The organism is Streptomyces sp. NPDC033136 (assembly GCF_055578235.1).
This window is the reverse complement of sequence record NZ_JBVIPD010000006.1, coordinates 114,571-131,235: the sequence shown is the minus strand read 5'-3', so window position 1 is coordinate 131,235 and position 16,665 is coordinate 114,571. Positions and strand designations below refer to the sequence as shown.

Annotated in this window: 19 protein-coding genes, 1 tRNA gene and 1 pseudogene; 11 read left to right on the top strand and 10 right to left on the bottom strand. The window is 71.6% G+C overall.

The genetic code is table 11. The features are described from left to right. Nucleotides 1-7: 7 nt before the first annotated feature. Complete coding sequence (locus ACZ5TL_RS13470; protein WP_468589697.1) at nucleotides 8-730, bottom strand: hypothetical protein; 723 nt, start codon at nucleotides 728-730, stop codon at nucleotides 8-10. A gap of 47 nt (nucleotides 731-777) precedes the next feature. Here ACZ5TL_RS13470 and ACZ5TL_RS13465 point away from each other — a divergent pair, with 47 nt between their 5' ends. Next, on the top strand, nucleotides 778-966 hold the full coding sequence (locus ACZ5TL_RS13465) for a DUF5703 family protein (protein ID WP_010045410.1): 189 nt from the start codon (nucleotides 778-780) through the stop codon (nucleotides 964-966). Between the two features lie 75 nt (nucleotides 967-1,041). Here the strand turns inward: ACZ5TL_RS13465 and ACZ5TL_RS13460 are convergent, their stop codons facing one another. The 3 genes from ACZ5TL_RS13460 to ACZ5TL_RS13450 all read right to left on the bottom strand — a co-directional run bounded on the left by ACZ5TL_RS13460 (nucleotide 1,042) and on the right by ACZ5TL_RS13450 (nucleotide 3,728). Continuing rightward, nucleotides 1,042-1,887 carry a chaplin gene (locus ACZ5TL_RS13460; protein ID WP_468589695.1) on the bottom strand — a complete coding sequence of 282 codons (846 nt, stop codon included), beginning with the start codon at nucleotides 1,885-1,887 and terminating at the stop codon, nucleotides 1,042-1,044. A 132-nt stretch (nucleotides 1,888-2,019) separates the two neighbouring features. Next, entirely contained in the window at nucleotides 2,020-2,253 is a 234-nt protein-coding gene (chpH, locus tag ACZ5TL_RS13455; protein ID WP_468589694.1) for a chaplin ChpH, read from the bottom strand. A gap of 149 nt (nucleotides 2,254-2,402) precedes the next feature. Then, complete coding sequence (locus ACZ5TL_RS13450; RefSeq protein ID WP_468589693.1) at nucleotides 2,403-3,728, bottom strand: M20/M25/M40 family metallo-hydrolase; 1,326 nt, start codon at nucleotides 3,726-3,728, stop codon at nucleotides 2,403-2,405. A gap of 196 nt (nucleotides 3,729-3,924) precedes the next feature. On the opposite strand from ACZ5TL_RS13450, the gene ACZ5TL_RS13445 reads away from it, so the two are divergent. Together ACZ5TL_RS13445 and ACZ5TL_RS13440 are read left to right on the top strand one after the other, a co-directional pair. Next, nucleotides 3,925-4,009 (top strand) — tRNA-Leu (locus ACZ5TL_RS13445). A gap of 63 nt (nucleotides 4,010-4,072) precedes the next feature. Next, nucleotides 4,073-4,483 (top strand): YchJ family protein, encoded by a 411-nt coding sequence (locus tag ACZ5TL_RS13440; RefSeq protein ID WP_468589692.1) that lies wholly within the window; start codon nucleotides 4,073-4,075, stop codon nucleotides 4,481-4,483. Nucleotides 4,484-4,489: 6 nt separating this feature from the next. On the opposite strand, the gene ACZ5TL_RS13435 is transcribed toward ACZ5TL_RS13440, so the two are convergent. Beyond that, nucleotides 4,490-5,191 (bottom strand): FadR/GntR family transcriptional regulator, encoded by a 702-nt coding sequence (locus tag ACZ5TL_RS13435; RefSeq protein WP_468589690.1) that lies wholly within the window; start codon nucleotides 5,189-5,191, stop codon nucleotides 4,490-4,492. Nucleotides 5,192-5,329: 138 nt separating this feature from the next. Here ACZ5TL_RS13435 and ACZ5TL_RS13430 point away from each other — a divergent pair, with 138 nt between their 5' ends. The 3 genes and pseudogenes from ACZ5TL_RS13430 to ACZ5TL_RS13420 all read left to right on the top strand — a co-directional run. Beyond that, a complete protein-coding gene (locus ACZ5TL_RS13430; protein ID WP_468589689.1) occupies nucleotides 5,330-5,848 on the top strand; it encodes a gluconokinase in 519 nt (172 codons plus the stop codon). A 54-nt stretch (nucleotides 5,849-5,902) separates the two neighbouring features. Then, nucleotides 5,903-7,300, top strand: a complete 1,398-nt coding sequence (locus ACZ5TL_RS13425) for a GntT/GntP/DsdX family permease (RefSeq protein ID WP_468589687.1) — start codon at nucleotides 5,903-5,905, stop codon at nucleotides 7,298-7,300. A 22-nt stretch (nucleotides 7,301-7,322) separates the two neighbouring features. Further along, nucleotides 7,323-7,595 (top strand): annotated as a pseudogene (locus tag ACZ5TL_RS13420) (L-idonate 5-dehydrogenase); the annotation flags it as partial. Between the two features lie 80 nt (nucleotides 7,596-7,675). Here the strand turns inward: ACZ5TL_RS13420 and ACZ5TL_RS13415 are convergent. From ACZ5TL_RS13415 to ACZ5TL_RS13400, 4 genes are all read right to left on the bottom strand, one after another. Further along, complete coding sequence (locus tag ACZ5TL_RS13415; protein WP_468589685.1) at nucleotides 7,676-8,299, bottom strand: cytochrome b/b6 domain-containing protein; 624 nt, start codon at nucleotides 8,297-8,299, stop codon at nucleotides 7,676-7,678. Continuing rightward, complete coding sequence (locus ACZ5TL_RS13410; protein ID WP_468589684.1) at nucleotides 8,283-9,032, bottom strand: molybdopterin-dependent oxidoreductase; 750 nt, start codon at nucleotides 9,030-9,032, stop codon at nucleotides 8,283-8,285. The genes ACZ5TL_RS13415 and ACZ5TL_RS13410 overlap by 17 nt, the downstream gene beginning before the upstream one ends. Nucleotides 9,033-9,119: 87 nt before the next feature. Further along, on the bottom strand, nucleotides 9,120-10,658 hold the full coding sequence (locus tag ACZ5TL_RS13405) for an APC family permease (protein WP_468589682.1): 1,539 nt from the start codon (nucleotides 10,656-10,658) through the stop codon (nucleotides 9,120-9,122). Nucleotides 10,659-10,687: 29 nt separating this feature from the next. After that, on the bottom strand, nucleotides 10,688-11,638 hold the full coding sequence (locus ACZ5TL_RS13400; RefSeq protein ID WP_468589681.1) for a hypothetical protein: 951 nt from the start codon (nucleotides 11,636-11,638) through the stop codon (nucleotides 10,688-10,690). A gap of 365 nt (nucleotides 11,639-12,003) precedes the next feature. Between ACZ5TL_RS13400 and ACZ5TL_RS13395 the strand changes: the two genes are divergently transcribed. From ACZ5TL_RS13395 to ACZ5TL_RS13380, 4 genes are all read left to right on the top strand, one after another. After that, on the top strand, nucleotides 12,004-12,912 hold the full coding sequence (locus ACZ5TL_RS13395) for a DMT family transporter (RefSeq protein ID WP_468589679.1): 909 nt from the start codon (nucleotides 12,004-12,006) through the stop codon (nucleotides 12,910-12,912). Between the two features lie 45 nt (nucleotides 12,913-12,957). Next, the gene (locus ACZ5TL_RS13390; RefSeq protein ID WP_468589678.1) at nucleotides 12,958-13,473 is read left to right on the top strand and encodes an NUDIX hydrolase; all 516 of its coding nucleotides are present in this window, start codon (nucleotides 12,958-12,960) and stop codon (nucleotides 13,471-13,473) included. Between the two features lie 262 nt (nucleotides 13,474-13,735). Next, the gene (locus ACZ5TL_RS13385) at nucleotides 13,736-14,128 is read left to right on the top strand and encodes a YidH family protein (protein WP_468589677.1); all 393 of its coding nucleotides are present in this window, start codon (nucleotides 13,736-13,738) and stop codon (nucleotides 14,126-14,128) included. Continuing rightward, nucleotides 14,125-14,460: a DUF202 domain-containing protein gene (locus ACZ5TL_RS13380; RefSeq protein ID WP_468589676.1), complete on the top strand. Its 336-nt coding sequence runs from the start codon at nucleotides 14,125-14,127 to the stop codon at nucleotides 14,458-14,460. The genes ACZ5TL_RS13385 and ACZ5TL_RS13380 overlap by 4 nt, the downstream gene beginning before the upstream one ends. A 24-nt stretch (nucleotides 14,461-14,484) precedes the next feature. On the opposite strand, the gene ACZ5TL_RS13375 is transcribed toward ACZ5TL_RS13380, so the two are convergent. Next, complete coding sequence (locus tag ACZ5TL_RS13375; RefSeq protein WP_468589674.1) at nucleotides 14,485-15,429, bottom strand: NADP-dependent oxidoreductase; 945 nt, start codon at nucleotides 15,427-15,429, stop codon at nucleotides 14,485-14,487. Between the two features lie 198 nt (nucleotides 15,430-15,627). Here ACZ5TL_RS13375 and ACZ5TL_RS13370 point away from each other — a divergent pair, with 198 nt between their 5' ends. After that, on the top strand, nucleotides 15,628-16,662 hold the full coding sequence (locus ACZ5TL_RS13370) for a phosphotransferase family protein (protein WP_468589673.1): 1,035 nt from the start codon (nucleotides 15,628-15,630) through the stop codon (nucleotides 16,660-16,662). Nucleotides 16,663-16,665: the final 3 nt, after the last annotated feature.

The window sequence follows — 16,665 nt, the reverse complement described above, 5'->3', positions numbered from 1 at the left end:
CGTGCGCTCAGCGGCGGTCCGCGTCCAGCGGCTCCAGGTCCTCGTCCTCGTCCAGGTTGGTGTCGAGGTCCTCCCCGATGCCCTCCCCGTCCTCGTCCTCGTCCTCGTCGACATCGTCGACGATGTCGATCTCGTCGTCGAAGACGGCGCTGACGTCGAAGCGGCAGACCACCTGCTGCGGATCGACCTGCTCGAACGGCGCCTCCAGCCACTCGCCGGGCTCGGCCGGTTCGTCCGCCGCCGTCACCCAGAGCGTGGAATCGCCCTCCTCCAGCCCGAACTCCTTGTGCCGGGAGGCGATCTCGTCCGGCTCGAACTCGCCGAACAGCAGGCCGAGCGCGCCGTGCACCGTCCCGGAGGCCTGGGCGCCGTCGTCGCCGTCCGCCGCCTCGATCCGCTGTGCCTGGGTCAGCAACCGCTGTGGTTCGACGACGGCGTAGTCGCGGCGGATCAGTACGCTCAGCGCGTTCGGTTCCTCGGGGCCCGTGTACGGGGGCAGCGCGTCCTCCGCACCCGGGATCTCGAAGGGGGTGACCTCGTCATAGCGGTCGTAGAGCAGTTCGTCGTACACCTCTGCGGCCGCGGCCAGCTGGTTGAACGCCTCGTAGACGGCCGGGTCGTCCTCCCCCGACCTGCGTTCGACCGCGGCCAGGTGGCGGTCGAGCGCGGTCTTGACCGCCTCGGCGGCGGCGCGTACCTCGGCAGCGGTGGGCTGCGCAGCATCAGACATAGTGCAGACGCTATCCGTACCAGGCCCCAGCCCGCACAATAGATGCGATGCCGGAATACGAATTTGTCGACGTGTACGTACCTCGCGGGGTCTCCCGCAAGGAGACGGCACGTCTGCTGACGGACCATGCGGAGTACGGACACTGGGAGTTGCACCGTCTGAGTCTGCTGCGCGACGGCAGCCGCAAGGTGCGGTTGCGCCGGCGCATCATCCGCCAGGTGCGGGCCACGTGGTGAGCTGGGACGGCGCACTGGGAGAAGTCACATGACGGAGCGGGCCCCGCAGCGCGGGGCCCGCTCCGTTTGCGGGGGTCAGGCCGAGGCGCGCGCCCTGCGGTAGAGGATCGCGCCCGCCAGCAGCGCGCCAGCGCCGGCCGGCAGGACGAGGCCGAGGGGCAGGTCGCTGCCGGTGCTCGCGAGCTGGGGGGCGCCCTCGGGCTGGGTGGCGAACTGGCTGCCCGGCTGGTTGCCGTGCGAGGAGCCGCCCTGGGTCTCGCCGTCGGCGCCGGGACCGTCCGGGGTGCCAGGACCGTCCGGGGTTCCGGGGCCGCCCGGCTGCTCGGGGTTGCCGGGGTGACCCGGGTCACCGGGGTTGCCCGGGCTCCCCGGGTCGCCAGGGTCACCAGGGTTGCCAGGGTCACCGGGAACGCCCGGGTCACCGGGGTTGCCCGGCCCGCCCGGTTGCCCGGGCGTCTCGTGGCCGCCGCCGGAGCCGCCGTTCGAGCAGTCGTTGCCCGTGCTGGGGTTGCCGACGCCGATGACGTCGACGCTGTTGCCGCACACGTTCACCGGCGCGTGAATGGGGGCCTGGACGTGGTTGCCCGAGCCGACGCCGGGCGAGTCGGCGGTGTGGCCGCCCGCCTGCGAGCCGCCGTGGCCGTCCGAATCGCCGTATCCCCCCGACGACGATCCACCGCCCTGGTTGGCGCACGAGTTGCCCACCGACGGGTTGAGCACGCCGATGACGTTGACCGTGTTCCCGCAGACGTTGACCGGCGCGTGCACCGGTGCCTGCACCGAGTTCCCGGACAGCACGCCGGGCGAGCCCGAAGCGGAGCCCAGGGCGCCCGAGTCGGCGTGCGCGGAGCCGCCCGCGGCGGCGATCACGCCGGTCGCGGCCGCCACGGTCATCAGACCCTTGCGGGTGACCTGTCGCATTACTGAATACCTGCCTTCGACCCTTGTCTCGAATTCTTCTCGAATTCCTCGAAAGAAGCGTTCGGTCCCGGAGCGCATGGCACGCGCTCCGGGACCGATGGCTCTTGAACTCCCCTCAAAGAGGGGGAAGCGTCACTTGTTGACGCAGGTGTTGCCGAAGGCGGGGTTCAGCAGCCCGATCACGGAGACCGTGTTGCCGCAGACGTTCACCGGGACGTGAACGGGAGCCTGGACAACGTTGCCGGACAGGACGCCCGGGGAGTGCACGGCGGCACCCTGAGCACCCGAGTCGGCGACGGCGAGACCCGCGCTCGCGAGAACCAGCCCACCGGTGGCAGCCGCAACAGCGACGACCTTCTTGATCATTATTCCTCCTAGTTGGCAAAGCGACCCATCTTGCGATCGCATTACCTGTAACGAGGAGGGTGTAATGAGGCTACGAGCTTATGGTCGCATTCACTCTTCCCAGTCGATTTCGCACGCGCGACCGAATGCGGCGCTCCGCAGGGGCGGTATCAGGACGCGTCGATGAACCGGTCGAGCACCCGCACACCGAACTGCAGGCCCTCCACCGGCACCCGCTCGTCCACGCCGTGGAACATGCCGGCGAAGTCCAACTCCGGCGGCAGCTTCAGCGGTGCGAAGCCGAAGCCCCGGATGCCCAGGTCGTCGAAGGACTTCGCGTCCGTCCCGCCGGAGAGCATGTAGGGGATCGCCTTGGCGGTCGGGTCCTCGGCCAGCAGCGAGGACTGCATCGCCGCCACGAGCGCCCCGTCGAAGGTGGTCTCGACGGCCTTGTCGGCGTGGACGTCCTCGCGCCGCACCTTGGGGCCGAGGATCCGGTCGAGGTCGGCGAGGAACTCGTCCTCGAACCCGGGCAGGAACCGGCCGTCGACGTGGGCGGTCGCCTCGCCCGGGATGACGTTGACCTTGTAGCCGGCACCGAGCTGCGTGGGATTGGCCGTGTTCCTCAGGGTCGCGCCGATGAGCTTGGCGATACCGCCGAGCTTCGCGAGGGTCGACTCCATGTCCTCCGGGTCGAGTTCGGTGCCGAACGCGTCACCGAGCTCGTCGAGGAAGGCACGGGTGGTCTTGGTGACCCGCACCGGGAACGTGTGCCGCCCCAGCCGCGCGACGGCCTCCGACAGCTCGGTGATCGCGTTGTCCCGGTGGATCATCGACCCGTGCCCTGCCGTGCCGGCCACGGTCAGCTTCATCCAGTGCATGCCCTTCTCGGCCGTCTGGATCAGGTACAGCCGACGCTCCTCGCTCACCGTGAACGAGAACCCGCCCACCTCACTGATCGCCTCGGTGACGCCCTCGAAGAGGTCCCGGTGGTGGTCGACGAGGTAGCGGGCCCCGTACGTGCCGCCGGCCTCCTCGTCCGCGAGGAACGCAAGGACGATGTCGCGCGGCGGCTTGCGCCCGCTGCGCAGCCGGTCCCGTACGACGGCGAGGGCCATCGCGTCCATGTCCTTCATGTCGACGGCTCCGCGGCCCCACACGCACCCGTCGGCGATCTCGCCGGAGAAGGGGTGGTGGGTCCAGTCGTCCGCGTTGGCCGGTACGACGTCGGTGTGGCCGTGGATGAGGAGCGCGGGCCGGGACGGGTCCTCGCCCTCGATGCGGGCCACCGTGGAGGCGCGGCCCGGATGCGACTCGAAGATCCGCGGTTCGAGTCCCACCTCGGCGAGCTTCTCGGCGACGTACTCGGCCGCCTTGCGCTCGCCCGGACCCGAGTGGTCGCCATAGTTGCTGGTGTCGATCTGGATCAGCTCGCGGCAGAGGTCCACGACCTCGTCCTCGCCGGTGACGCTCCTGGCCGTGTCCGTCTCGCTCACGTGCTTCCTCCCGGTGTCACTGCTGGTGGGTCCCCCTCATCCTCCCTCTCCCCGGCCCGCTCCCCAAGAGCGCTCCCCGCCCGTCACACGCGGTTCACGCCCTGCCGGGGTGCGGACGGGGGGTGATCGGCCACCCTCGAAAGCCTGGTAATGTTTACGTCGTCGCCGCGGGGAGAACCCGCGCGACAGACACCTTGTCCGGGTGGCGGAATGGCAGACGCGCTAGCTTGAGGTGCTAGTGCCCTTTATCGGGCGTGGGGGTTCAAGTCCCCCCTCGGACACATGAAGCTGAGGGCCGTGACCGCGAGGTCACGGCCCTCAGGCGTTGCCGCGGAGAGGTGACCATGACCAGGCGTTCCTGCCCGTGCGGGCTTCCCCAGGCCTATGAGGCGTGCTGCGGCCGGTTCCTTTCCCCGTCTCGAACAGGCTCGACCGGGGGCACCCCCATCGGACCTGCCGCCGCGCCGACCGCCGAGGCACTGATGCGGTCGCGGTACTGCGCCTTCGTGCAGGGGGACGCCGGGTATCTGCTGCGGACCTGGCATCCGCGGACGCGGCCCGGGACCCTGGAGCTGGACCCGGGGATGCGGTGGACCGGGCTGGAGATCCTCAGCACAACCGACGGGTCGGCGTTCCACTCCACCGGGACCGTGGAGTTCCGTGCGTCGTACCGGGGCGGGGCGCTGCACGAGCGGAGCCGGTTCGAGCGGATCGACGGGGCCTGGGTGTACGTCGACGGCGAGTTTCCGCGGTAGCGGGTGCTACGGCGCCAGGATGTCGAGTTCCTGGAGGGCGCCGACCGTGATCTCGCGGGTCAGTTCCTCGGCCCGGGCCGCGTCGCCCGCGCGGACCGCCTCGGCGACCTGGACGTGCAGGGTGACGGCGGCCGGGTCGGGGTCCTCGAACATCACGTCGTGATGCGTGCGACCGGCGAGGACCTCGGCGACGACATCGCCGAGGCGGGCGAACATCTCGTTGCCGGAGGCGTCGAGGATGACGCGGTGGAAGGCCATGTCGTGGACGAGGTACCCCTCCAGTTTGTGGCCGCGTGAGTGGGCGACCATGCCGAGGGCGCACTCCGTGAGTCGGGCGCACTGCTCGGACGTGGCGTGCCGGGCGGCGAGACCGGCCGCGACCGGTTCGATCGCCGAGCGCAGCACCGTGAGGGAGCGCAGCTGCTGCGGGCGGTCGGCGCCGGCCAGTCGCCAGCGGATGACCTGCGGGTCGTAGACGTTCCACTCGGACTTGGGGCGGACCGTGACGCCGACGCGGCGGCGGGACTCGACCAGGTACATGGACTCCAGGACGCGGACCGCTTCGCGCATCACGGAGCGGGACACGTCGAAACGCTGGGCGAGCTCATCCGTGCGCAGGACGCTGCCCGGCGGATACTCCCCCGCCGTGATCTCGGGGCCGAGGGTGTCCAGTACGTGGCCGTGCAGCCCCCGGCCCGGTGTGCTCATGCACTCAGCGTACGGGGTAGATCACGGAGACAAAAAGTCAGACTTATTCATCACCGCCTCTTGAATTCGTCATACCTAATGGGTTTCAGTTGCGTCGACATCACGTGTCGACCCCGGACAACAGACAGTGAGGCAGCGATGAACACCCCCCATGTCGTCGTGGTCATGGGCGTCGCGGGCACCGGGAAGACCACCGTCGGTCCCCTGCTCGCGGCCCGGCTCGGCGTTCCGTACGCCGAGGGCGACGGCTTCCACCCGCCGGCCAGCATCGCCAGGATGTCGGCCGGTACGCCGCTCACCGACGAGGACCGCCGGCCCTGGCTGGACGCCATCGGCGACTGGGCGCACGGGCGTGCCGGGCTCGGCGGGGTGGTCAGCTGCTCCGCGCTGAAGCGGTCGTACCGCGACCGGCTGCGGGCCGCCGCGCCCGGCGTGGTCTTCGTACACCTCACGGGCGACCGCGCGCTGATCGAGGACCGGATGTCGCACCGGCAGGGGCACTTCATGCCCACGGCGCTGCTCGACTCCCAGTTCGCCACGCTCCAACCCCTGGAGGCGGACGAGGCGGGGGTCGGCGTGGACGTCACGGGCAGCCCGGAGGAGATCACCGAGCGGGCGGCGCACGCCCTGGCGGACCTCCCCGAGCCCGTGCAGTGATCCCCTGACGGCCCACTCCCCTCCCCTTCTCCCCTCAACGCAAGGGAACCCACCGTGACCAGACTCAGCGTCGAGATGCTGGCAGCGGACGCACCCGAGCCGATCACCTCGGCCGGCCACGCTCAGCTGGGCATCGCCGTCCTGGCGGGCATCGCCGTCATCGTCCTGCTCATCACCAAGTTCAGACTGCACGCCTTCCTGGCGCTGACACTCGGGGCGCTGACGCTCGGCGCGCTCGCCGGGGCGCCGCTCGACAAGGTCCTCATCAGCTTCAGCGCCGGCCTCGGCTCCACGGTCGCCGGCGTCGGTGTGCTGATCGCCCTCGGCGCGATCCTCGGCAAGATGCTCGCCGACTCGGGCGGCGCCGACCAGATCGTCGACACCATCCTCGACAAGGCCGGCGGACGGTCCATGCCGTGGGCGATGGTGCTGATCGCCTCCGTGATCGGGCTGCCGCTGTTCTTCGAGGTCGGCATCGTGCTGCTGATCCCCGTGGTACTGATGGTCGCCAAGCGCGGCAACTACTCGCTGATGCGCATCGGTATCCCGGCGCTCGCGGGCCTGTCCGTGATGCACGGCCTGGTGCCGCCGCACCCCGGTCCGCTGGTCGCGATCGACGCCGTCCAGGCCGACCTGGGCGTGACGCTGGCGCTCGGCGTGCTCGTCGCCATACCCACGGTCATCATCGCCGGTCCGGTGTTCTCCAAGTACGCGGCCCGCTGGGTGGACGTCCCCGCCCCCGACAACATGATCCCTCAGCGCGCCTCCGACGAGCTCGACAAGCGGCCCGGCTTCGGCGCCACGCTGTTCACGGTCCTGCTGCCGGTGATCCTTATGCTCGCCAAGGCGCTGGTCGACATCGTCGTGGACGACCCCGAGAACCCGGTCCAGCGCGTCTTCGACGTCATCGGCGCCCCGATGATCGCTCTGCTCGCCTCGGTGCTGGTCGGCATCTTCACGCTGCTGCGGCCCGCCGGGTTCTCCAGGGAGCGGATCTCGCCGCTCGTCGAGAAGAGCCTCATGCCGATCGCGGGCATCCTGCTGATCGTCGGCGCGGGCGGCGGCTTCAAGCAGACCCTGATCGACACCGGGGTGGGCCAGATGGTGCTGGACATCTCCGAGGACTGGGCGATTCCCGCGCTGCTGCTGGCCTGGCTGATCGCCGTGGCGATCCGGCTGGCGACCGGTTCGGCGACGGTGGCGACGGTCTCGGCCGCCGGTCTGGTCGCCCCGCTCGCGGCCGACATGTCGAGCACGCACGCCGCCCTGCTGGTCCTCGCCATCGGTGCCGGCTCGCTGTTCTTCAGCCACGTCAACGACGCCGGGTTCTGGATGGTGAAGGAGTACTTCGGGCTGAGTGTCGGCCAGAACATCAAGACCTGGTCGGTCATGGAGACGATCATCTCCGTGGTCGCCGGCGGCATCGTCCTTCTGTTGTCCCTCGTGATCTAGGAGTGCCGCGGCGATGACGGCTCAGGGCGGGGTCGTCGTGCAGGTGGGGATGCTGCCGCCCGGGCACAGTCGGTTCGCGGGGCACCTCGTGGTGAGCCGGGAGATCGAGCTGCGGGGGACGTGCCGGTTCGACGCGGAGTTCGACGAGGCGTTGGCCCTGCTGGCGGTGAAGCCGGCGTTCGACGGGCTGATCAGTGCGGTGGTTCCGGTGGCGGACGCCGCGTCCGCGTTCGCGCCGGCCGCTGATCGGAGCCGGGCTTGCAAGGTGCTGTTGGATTTCGCCTCGGCGCCGTAGGGGGTTGTCGTCGTGGGCGGGTGCGGGTGCGGGTGCGGGTCCGTTCGTGGTTGTCCGCGTTCCCCGCGCCCCTGGGCAACCTACCCGCGCCACAAAGGGTGCTCCCGGTCCGCCCACTCGCTGCTCACCTTGCCCGTGCGCATGCCCCTTCTGGACTCCGGGTCCGCCAGGGCCATGCCGATGTGGCCGGCCAGGACGATGCCGATGGTGAGGGCCAGCCAGTCGTGCACGAAGGTCGCGCTGGTGCGCCAGAGGAGGGGGGTGAGGTGGGTGAACCACATCATCAGGCCCGTGCCGAGCATGACGAGGGTGGCACCGGCGATCCAGGAGGCGTAGAGCTTCTGGCCGGCGTTGAACTTGCCCGCCGGGCGGGACGCGGGGCGTCTGTCGCAGTGCAGGGCGGCGCGCAGCCAGGTGCGGTCGTGCGGGGCGAAGCGGTTGATGCGGCCCAGGTCGGCTCGGAAAGCGCGGGAGGCGAGGCCGGCCAGGACGGGAACGGGCAGGGCCAGACCCGACCACTGGTGCAGGGTGACGACCAAGGCCCGGCGGCCCACGAGTTCGGCGAGCTGGGGGACGTAGAGGCAGGCCGCCGTGACCACGCAGACGCCCATCAGTGCGGCCGTGGCGCGGTGGATCCAGCGCTGCGCCGTGCTGAAGCGCCGGATCTCGACCGTCGATGACGGTGTCTCAGCTCGTAGGCTCATCGTCCCGTCCGTTCGAGCGGCCCACCCAGGCGTCGATGTCGTAGCCGCGCTCCTCCCAGTAGCCCGGCCGGACCTCGTCGGTGACGGTGATGCCGGAGAGCCACTTGGCGGACTTGTAGAAGTACATGGGGGCCACGTAGAGGCGGACCGGGCCGCCGTGGGAGTGGCCGAGGTCCTTGTCCTGCATACGCAGGGCGACCAGGACGTCCGCGCGGCGGGCCTGGTCGAGGGTGAGGCTCTCGGTGTACGTGCCGTCGAAGCAGGTGAACCGGATGGCCTTGGCCGTGGGGCGGACCCTGGCGGCGTCCAGGAGCCGGGACAGGCGGACGCCCTCGAAGGGGGTGTCGGGGACGCGCCAGCCGGTGACGCACTGGACGTCGCGGACCATGCGGGTCTGGGGCAGGGCCCTGAGGTCGGCGAGGGTGTAGGTGGCCGGGCGGTCGACCAGGCCGTCGATCGTGAGGCGGTAGCTGCGGGCGTTCTTCCGGGGGACGGACGAGGCGACCGAGTAGTAGCGGAAGCCGCCGCCGTTGGGGAGCAGGCCGGTCAGGCCCGTGGGGTCCTTGTCGGCGGCGCCGCCGAGGAAGCCCTCCAGACCGCGTTGCAGCGGGGGCGCGGCGGCGACGCCGGCGGCGCCCAGGGCGAGGGTGCCGAGGAAGACGCGACGGCCGATCGGGGTGCCCCGTTCCTCGGGGTGGTCTTCTCTCACACCCTTGTCCACGTCCTCGTTCACGCACCCATTCGAGCACCCGCGGCCCCTTCGGGACAGGGATCGCGGGTGCTCGTCAGAATTCCGTAACCACTTCTTACGGGGGCGTGGTCAGGAGGACGCCGCCTTGTCCAGCTGGAACGCCTCGTTGCCCAGCCCGATCCGGGCGTGCTTCTCGGGGGCGCGGGCGCGCAGCACCAGGCCGAGGACCAGGCCGGCGGCCAGGGCGAGGCCGATCACGCCGGGCAGCATCCAGCTCAGGGAGGAGTCCGGGCCGGCGCCGACCAGCACCTCGAAGTCCTTCACCGTGTAGCCGGCGATCACCAGCAGGGCGACGCCCGCCAGCGCGGAGGTGACCAGACGCCAGGCCTGGGCGCCGGCGGCGCCGCGGCGGACGAAGAAGGCGACGACCGACAGGGAGGCCGCCGCCATCAGGACGATCACGCCGAGGGCGCCGATGTTGCCGAGCCAGGTGAACAGCCGCAGGACGGGCACGGTCGGGTCGCCGGCCGGCTTGTCGTCGGCGATCGCGAAGGCGATCACGACCACCACGGCCACGGTGCTCTGCAGCAGCGAGCCGGTGCCGGGGGCTCCGCTGCTGCCGCTGGTGCGCCCGAAGGCGGCGGGCAGCAGCCCCTCGCGCCCCATGGCGAAGGCGTACCGGGCGACGACGTTGTGGAAGCTGAGGAGCGCGGCGAACATGCCGGTGACGAACAGTACGTGCAGGACGTCCGTGAAGGTGCCGCCGAGGCGGGACTCGGTGAGGAAGAACAGCAGTCCGGCGCTCTGCTTCTGGGCTGTGCCGACGATGGCGGCCGGTCCGGTGGCGACCGTCAGGGCCCAGCTGCTCAGCGCGAAGAAGACGGCGACCCCGCCGACGGCGAGGAACATCACGCGCGGCACCAGTACGTGCGGGCGGCTGGTCTCCTCGGCGTACACCGGGGCCTGCTCGAAGCCGAGGAAGGCGGCGACGCAGAAGCACAGCGCGGTGCCGACACCGGCCCCGGTGAGGGTGTCGGGGTTGAAGGCGTGCAGTGACAGTCCCTCCTTGCCGGGGTCGGCGAGGGCGGCGACGTCGAAGATCACCACGAGGAGCACCTCGATGACGAGCAGCACCCCGAGCACGCGCGCGTTGACGTCGATCTTCAGCCAGCCCAGCAGGCCGACGGCGATGGCGGCCACGAGGGCCGGTATCCACCAGGCGACCTCGATCCCGGCGTAGGTGGCGAGGAGCCCGGAGACCTCGAAGCCGAAGATGCCGTAGATGCCGATCTGGAGCGCGTTGTAGGCGACGAGGGCGACCAGGGCGGCGCCCGCGCCGGCGGTGCCGCCGAGGCCGCGGGAGATGTACGCGTAGAAGGCGCCCGCGTTGTGGACGTGGCGGCTCATCTCGGCGTAGCCCACGCTGAAGAGGACCAGGACGGTCCCGAGGACGACGAAGAGCAGCGGCTGGCCGACGATGCCCATCACCGCGAATGTGGTGGGCATGACACCCGCGACCACCATGAGCGGGGCGGTCGCGGCGAGGACGGAGAGCAGCAGTCCCCCGGTGCCGAGGCGGTCGGCGCGCAGGGCGCGCTCCTGCCCCTTGAAGGTACTGATGTCGCCACCGGGGGCGGCTGTGCTCGTGCGCGAACTGTCCGTGGTCATCGGCGTCCTCACTTGTGGGGTACGGGGGGTCAGGCCGTGCCGAGCGCGCCGGCGCGGGCGGCGGCGAAAGCGGTGTGCGGGTCGCGGTCCGGGTACGACCAGGGCGCCGGGGTGGCGTAGCGGTCGATCCGGTGGAACAGGGCGGCTGCCTCGGCACCCCGCCCCTCGCAGACCTTGGCGTGGGCGAGGAAGTTCAGGTCGATCAGCCGCCGCGGGTGTCCCTCCTGCTCCCACTCCAGCCACCAGTCGAAGGCGGCCTTCATCACCTGCCGGGCGCGGCGGCCGGTCCAGTGGCCCGAGGCGGCCGGGTCGGCCGGTTCGTGCCCGGCGGCGGCCAGGACGCGGTAGCGCTCGGCGTGGGCGATGACCGGCAGGATCGCCAGCGGGGAGTCGGCGGGTGCCTGTTCGGCGGCCCAGGTGGCGAAGTCGTAGGCCTCGTGCAGCGGGTCCGGGCCGGCCTCCGTGCGGCGTGCCGCGAGCCGGGCGACCATCAGGTGGTGGGCGTGGTGATGGTCGGCGTACCGGCCACGGACCTGCTCGAAGGTCCGGACCATGTCCTGGTCGGTGCCGACCGCGCACTCCAGCATGAGCAGGCCGAGCCAGGGCGTGGGGTCGGCGGGGACGCGGTCGGCGGCCTGTCGGCAGGCCTCACGGGCGCGGGCCGGTTTGCCCTTTCCGTGCAGGGCGCGCCTGACCTGGGCGAGGGCGAGCAAGGTGGGGGCATCGGCCGATTCCGGTTCGGCGAGCAGCCACTCACGGGCCCAGGCGGCGCAGTACGGCTCCCGCGCGAGGACAGTGACCCGGTGGCCGCGCCGGTCCCAGTCGTCGCCCGTGTGGACCAGCAGGGAGCGGGCGTTCTGCCATCGGCCCTGCGCCAGCGCGGCGCGCGCGGCCACGAGTTCGGCGTCGTCGAGGGCCTCGTCGAAGGCCTGCGCCGTACGTCTGCGGCCACGGCCGAAGGGAGGCGGGGGTGGGGACACCGCGGGACTTCCTCACGCGCTCTTCTTGTGTTCCGGCTCACGGCGACCGATGGGGCGCGCGTGTGCGCACTGCCATGAGCCGATCACAGACAGCAAATCCCCCGCCAACGGTTGACGTCAAGGGGCGCCGTGGCGTTACACGCGTCAATTGACGGCGCACGTGAGGCCCCTGTGACCGAAGGGGAGCCGGAGGGACTCTGTGGCCGCCATCCGATTTACCCGTTTCGCCCTTTGTGACGTGCGTCATAGCGTCACCCACGAGCGCCCCCGACGATGGCATGACGTACGGGCGCGCCGGGCGGAGCCGGCCGGCACAGTCGGCCCTTACGCAACCGTGACCCGACCTGACGATCGAGGTACACCGCGTGTCGGTTCTAGTTCTGGCGCTCGCTCTGAGCGCCGCCTGCTGTCTGGGCTTCGGCTTCGTCCTGCAGCAGAACGCAGCTCAGCGTGCCCCGCTGAGCGACTTCCTCTCCTTCCGGCTGCTGATCGACCTGGTGAAGGTGCCGCGCTGGCTCGGCGGCATCGGCCTGATGGTGGTCGGCACGGCACTGGGCGCCGCGGCGCTGGGGCAGGGCGAGCTCTCCCTGGTGGAGCCGCTGCTGGCGACGAACCTGCTGTTCGCGCTCGCACTGTCCCGCAGGCAGACCCGGCAGCCGCTGGGCCGCCAGGGCTGGTCGGGCCTGCTGCTGCTGGCCGGCGGAGTGACGGCGTTCATCGTGGCGGGGCAACCGGAGAGCGGCACCGCGACGGCCGATCCGGTGCGGCAGTGGCTCATCATCGGGGTCATGATCGGACTGGCCCTGCTGCTCACGGCGCGGGGCAAGCGGCGCCGGCTGAGCTCCGGCCCGGTACTGCTGGCCCTGGCCGCCGGGCTGCTGTACGGCGTACAGGACGCACTGACCCGGGTCAGCGGGCAGAAGTTCACCGAGGGCGGCTTCGCCGAGCTGATGACCGGCTGGCAGCCGTACGCGGTCCTCGCGCTCGGCGTCACCGGCCTGGTCCTCGTGCAGAGCGCCTTCGAGACCGCGTCCCTGCGCAAGTCGCTGCCCGCTCTGACCGCGGCCCAGCCGCTCGCCGGGATCATCTGCGGCGTCGGCTTCCTGGGCGACCGGCTGCGGACCGACGCCCTGGCGCTCGGCTGGGAGGCCGGCGGCCTGCTGGCCGTGGTCGCCGGGATCGTGCTGCTGGGTCTGCATCCGGCGATGCCGACGGGAACGGCGCCGGAGCGTGCACGGGTCGCCACGCCCGCGGTGAGCCCGGCGTCACTCTGACGGCCCCTCCCCCGCTCCCGGTCCGCGCCCTGCTTGGATGAGGGCATGAGTGCCGCTGACGAGATCCTCGACATCGTCGACGAGAACGACCGGGTCGTCGGGCAGTCCCCCCGGGGCGAGGCCTACGCCCGGGGACTGCGGCACCGCTGCGTGTTCATCCAGGCCCGGGACGCCGAGGGCCGGATCTTCGTACACCGGCGGACGCCGGCCAAGCAGGTCTTCCCCTCTCTCTACGACATGTTCGTCGGCGGAGTCGTCGGCGCGGGCGAGGCCTACGACGCGGCGGCCCTGCGCGAGGCCGAGGAGGAACTGGGCGTGACCGGCCTGCCGGCCCCACACCACCTCTTCACCTTCCTCTACGACGACGGCACGGGCCGGTCCTGGTGGTCGGCGGTGTACGAGGTGCGCTGCGAGCTGCCCGTCCAGCCGCAGGCCGAAGAGGTCGCCTGGCACGACTTCCTGCCCGAGGACGAGGTGGAACGGCGTCTGGGCGACTGGGAGTGGGTGCCGGACGGACTGGCGGCCTACGAGCGGCTCAAGGCATTCCGCTCGGGGAGCTGAGCGCACCCGCCCCGAGCCGGGCGGGAAACCGCGCAGCGGGCGCTCCCCCGCGGTGCCGCCGCTGAACGGGCTGTCACCCGGCGCGGACACGGGGCCGTGCCGGTACCGGTGGTCCAGCAGCCCCTTCGCCACCTCGGGAGCCTCCTCCGCCGGCACGCCGACGGCCGTGAGCGCTGCCGGCATCCGCTCCACCGCCTCCTCGACGGGTAGCGGGCGGCACCGGCCACGCCCGGCGGGGCGGCTGCCGGGTAGGGTCGCGCACGTGATCGAGTTCGTACGGAACGTCCGGTTGTGGTTCGCGCCCGCGGAGGTCCGGGAGGACGGCGATACGCCCGACTACCGGTTCTCGCTGGCGAACGAACGCACCTTCCTGGCCTGGCTGCGCACCGCGCTGGCGCTGATCGGCGGCGGCTTCGCCGTGGACCAGTTCCTGCCGGACCTGCGCTGGGGCTGGCGGGTCGGGCTGGCGCTCGCGCTGCTGGCCGCGGGCGTGCTGTGCTCGCTGCGGGCGGTCAACCACTGGGTACGCTGCGAGCGGGCCATGCGGCGGGGCGAGGACCTGCCGGTCTCCCGGTTCCCGGCGCTGCTGAGCCTGGTCGTCGCGGTCGTGGCCGTCGCCATGGTCCTGGTGGTGCTCGTGGGGTGGGAGGGGTGAGCGGGCCGGCGGCCCGCCGGCGGGATCCCGACCGCGACCCGGGGCTGCAGCCGGAGCGGACCCGGCTGGCGTGGCGGCGTACGACCCTGTCGGGCGCCGTGGCCACCGTGCTCGCCGTGAGGACCGCGCTGCACGGCGGACTTTCGGTGCCCCGGATTCTCGCGTGCGCCCTGTGCTGTGTGCTCTGGCTGGGCTTCCTGCTCATCGCCCACCGTCGGCTCCGCACGCTCGCGGCCACCCCGAGCCCCGCGGCGTTCACGCCCCGGCACGCCGCGGCCGCGGTGGTGTGCACGGTGGCGATTGCGGTGTGCGGGGCGGCACTCGTGCTCTAGGACGACCCCAGGACGCCCCGGGCCTCATTCACCGTCGCTCTCCCAGTCCACCGTCACGACGATCTTGCCGCGGGTCCGGCCCTCCTGGCTCAGCCGGTGCGCGTCCGCCGCCCGCTCCAGGGGGAAGGTCTCGTGGAGGTGCACACTGAGGACACCCTGCTCGGCCAGTTCCGTCAGCCGCAGGAGGTCCTCGGCGTCGGGGCGGACGAAGTGGTAGCGGCCGCCGTAGTTCACGACGCCGTTGTCGGCGATCGACACCAGGCGGCCCTCGGGGGCCAGCAGGTTCGCCGAGGCCTTCAGCGCGTCCCCGCCGACCGTGTCGAACGCCGCGTCCACACCCTCGGGCGCCAGCCCGCGCACCCGCTCGCCGAGGCCCTCGCCGTACGTCACCGGCTCCCCGCCGAGGCCGCGCACGAAGTCGTGGTTGTGCTCACTCGCCGTGCCGATCACCCGCGCGCCGAGGTGGCTGGCGAGTTGCACGGCGATCGAGCCGACGCCGCCGGCCGCGGCGTGCACCAGGACGGTCTCGCCCCGCCTCACCCGCAGCAGCTTGGTGAGCACCTGGTGGGCGGTGAGGCCGGCCAGCGGCAGCCCGGCCGCCTCCTCGAAGGAGAGGTTGCGCGGCTTGCGGGCGAGCGTGCGCAGGGGTGCGGCCACGTACTCGGCGAAGGTGCCGCGGGAGAGGAAGTCCTCCCGTACGTAGCCGATGACCTCGTCCCCGACGTCGAACTCCGAGACGGCGGCGCCGGGACGTACGACGACACCCGAGACGTCCCAGCCGGGCACCACGGGGAAGACAGGGGCGATGAGCCCGTCGAGGTACCCCTCACGGGCCTTCCAGTCGATGGGGTTCACGGCTGCCGCCCGCACCTTCACCAGCACCGCGTCCGGGCCGACCACCGGGTCGCGCACCTCACCGAACGCCAGCACCTCGGGTCCGCCGTACCGTGAGTAGCTGATGGCCTTCATGGCTTTGACCTTCCGGGTTCGCGGGGCGGCACGCAAGCCGGATGGCCTGAACGAAGCGGCAGGAACCTCCCGGGCGCCCCGCGGGGGGAATGATCGGCCTATCGTGGCTCCGATCACGTTTCGGTCCCGCTCTGGACGACATACCGACCGGTCGGCATCATGAGTCGGGAACTGTTCGCCTGCCCGTAGGAGCGATTCATGAGCCCCGACCACCCGCCCGGACTCGATCTCGACCGGTTGCGCGGCCTGCTCGACCGCGAGCGGCCCGGCCTGGTGACCGGCCCGCTGTCCGGCCGGCTGATCGAGGGCGGACGGTCGAACCTCACCTACGCGGTCTGCGACGGCGCCTCCCGCTGGGTCGTCCGACGGCCCCCGCTCGGTCACGTCCTGGCCACCGCGCACGACATGAAGCGCGAGCACCGGGTGATCAGCGCACTGCACCCGACCGCCGTGCCGGTGCCGCGGCCGGTGCTGCTGTGCGAGGACGAGGAGGTGCTCGGGTCGCCGTTCTACGTCATGGAGTTCGTCGACGGCACCCCCTACCGCACGGCCGACCAGCTCGTCCCGCTCGGCCCGGAGCGCACCCGGGGCGCGATGCTGAACCTGGTCGACACGCTGGTGGAGCTGCACGCGGTCGACCCGGGCGAGGTGGGTCTGGCGGACTTCGGCCGGCCCGAGGGCTTCCTGGACCGGCAGCTGCGGCGCTGGGGCAAGCAGCTGGACGCCTCCCGCAACCGCGACCTGGACGGCATCGACGAGCTGCACGCCGCCCTCGGGCGCGAGCTGCCCCACTCCCCCGCCCCCGCCGTGGTGCACGGCGACTACCGGCTCGACAACGTGCTGATCGGCGAGGACGACTCAATCAGGGCCATCCTCGACTGGGAGATGTCGACGCTCGGCGACCCGCTCACCGACCTCGGCCTGCTGGTGATGTACAGCATGCCGCTGGGCATGCCCGAGTCGCCCGTCTCGACGACCGCCGAGGCCCCCGGGCATCCGGCGCCGTCCGAACTCATCGAGCGGTACGCCGCGCGCTCGGGGCGCGACGTCTTGGCCGTCTCCTGGTACACGGCGTTCGCCTGGTTCAAGCTCGCCGTGATCCTCGAGGGCATCCACTACCGCTACACGCTGGGCCAGACGGTCGGGCTCGGCTTCGACCGCATCGGCGACCTCGTGCCCGTCTTCGTCCGGCACGGACTGACCACGCTTCACGAAGGCCTCCAGGAGGGCTGATCC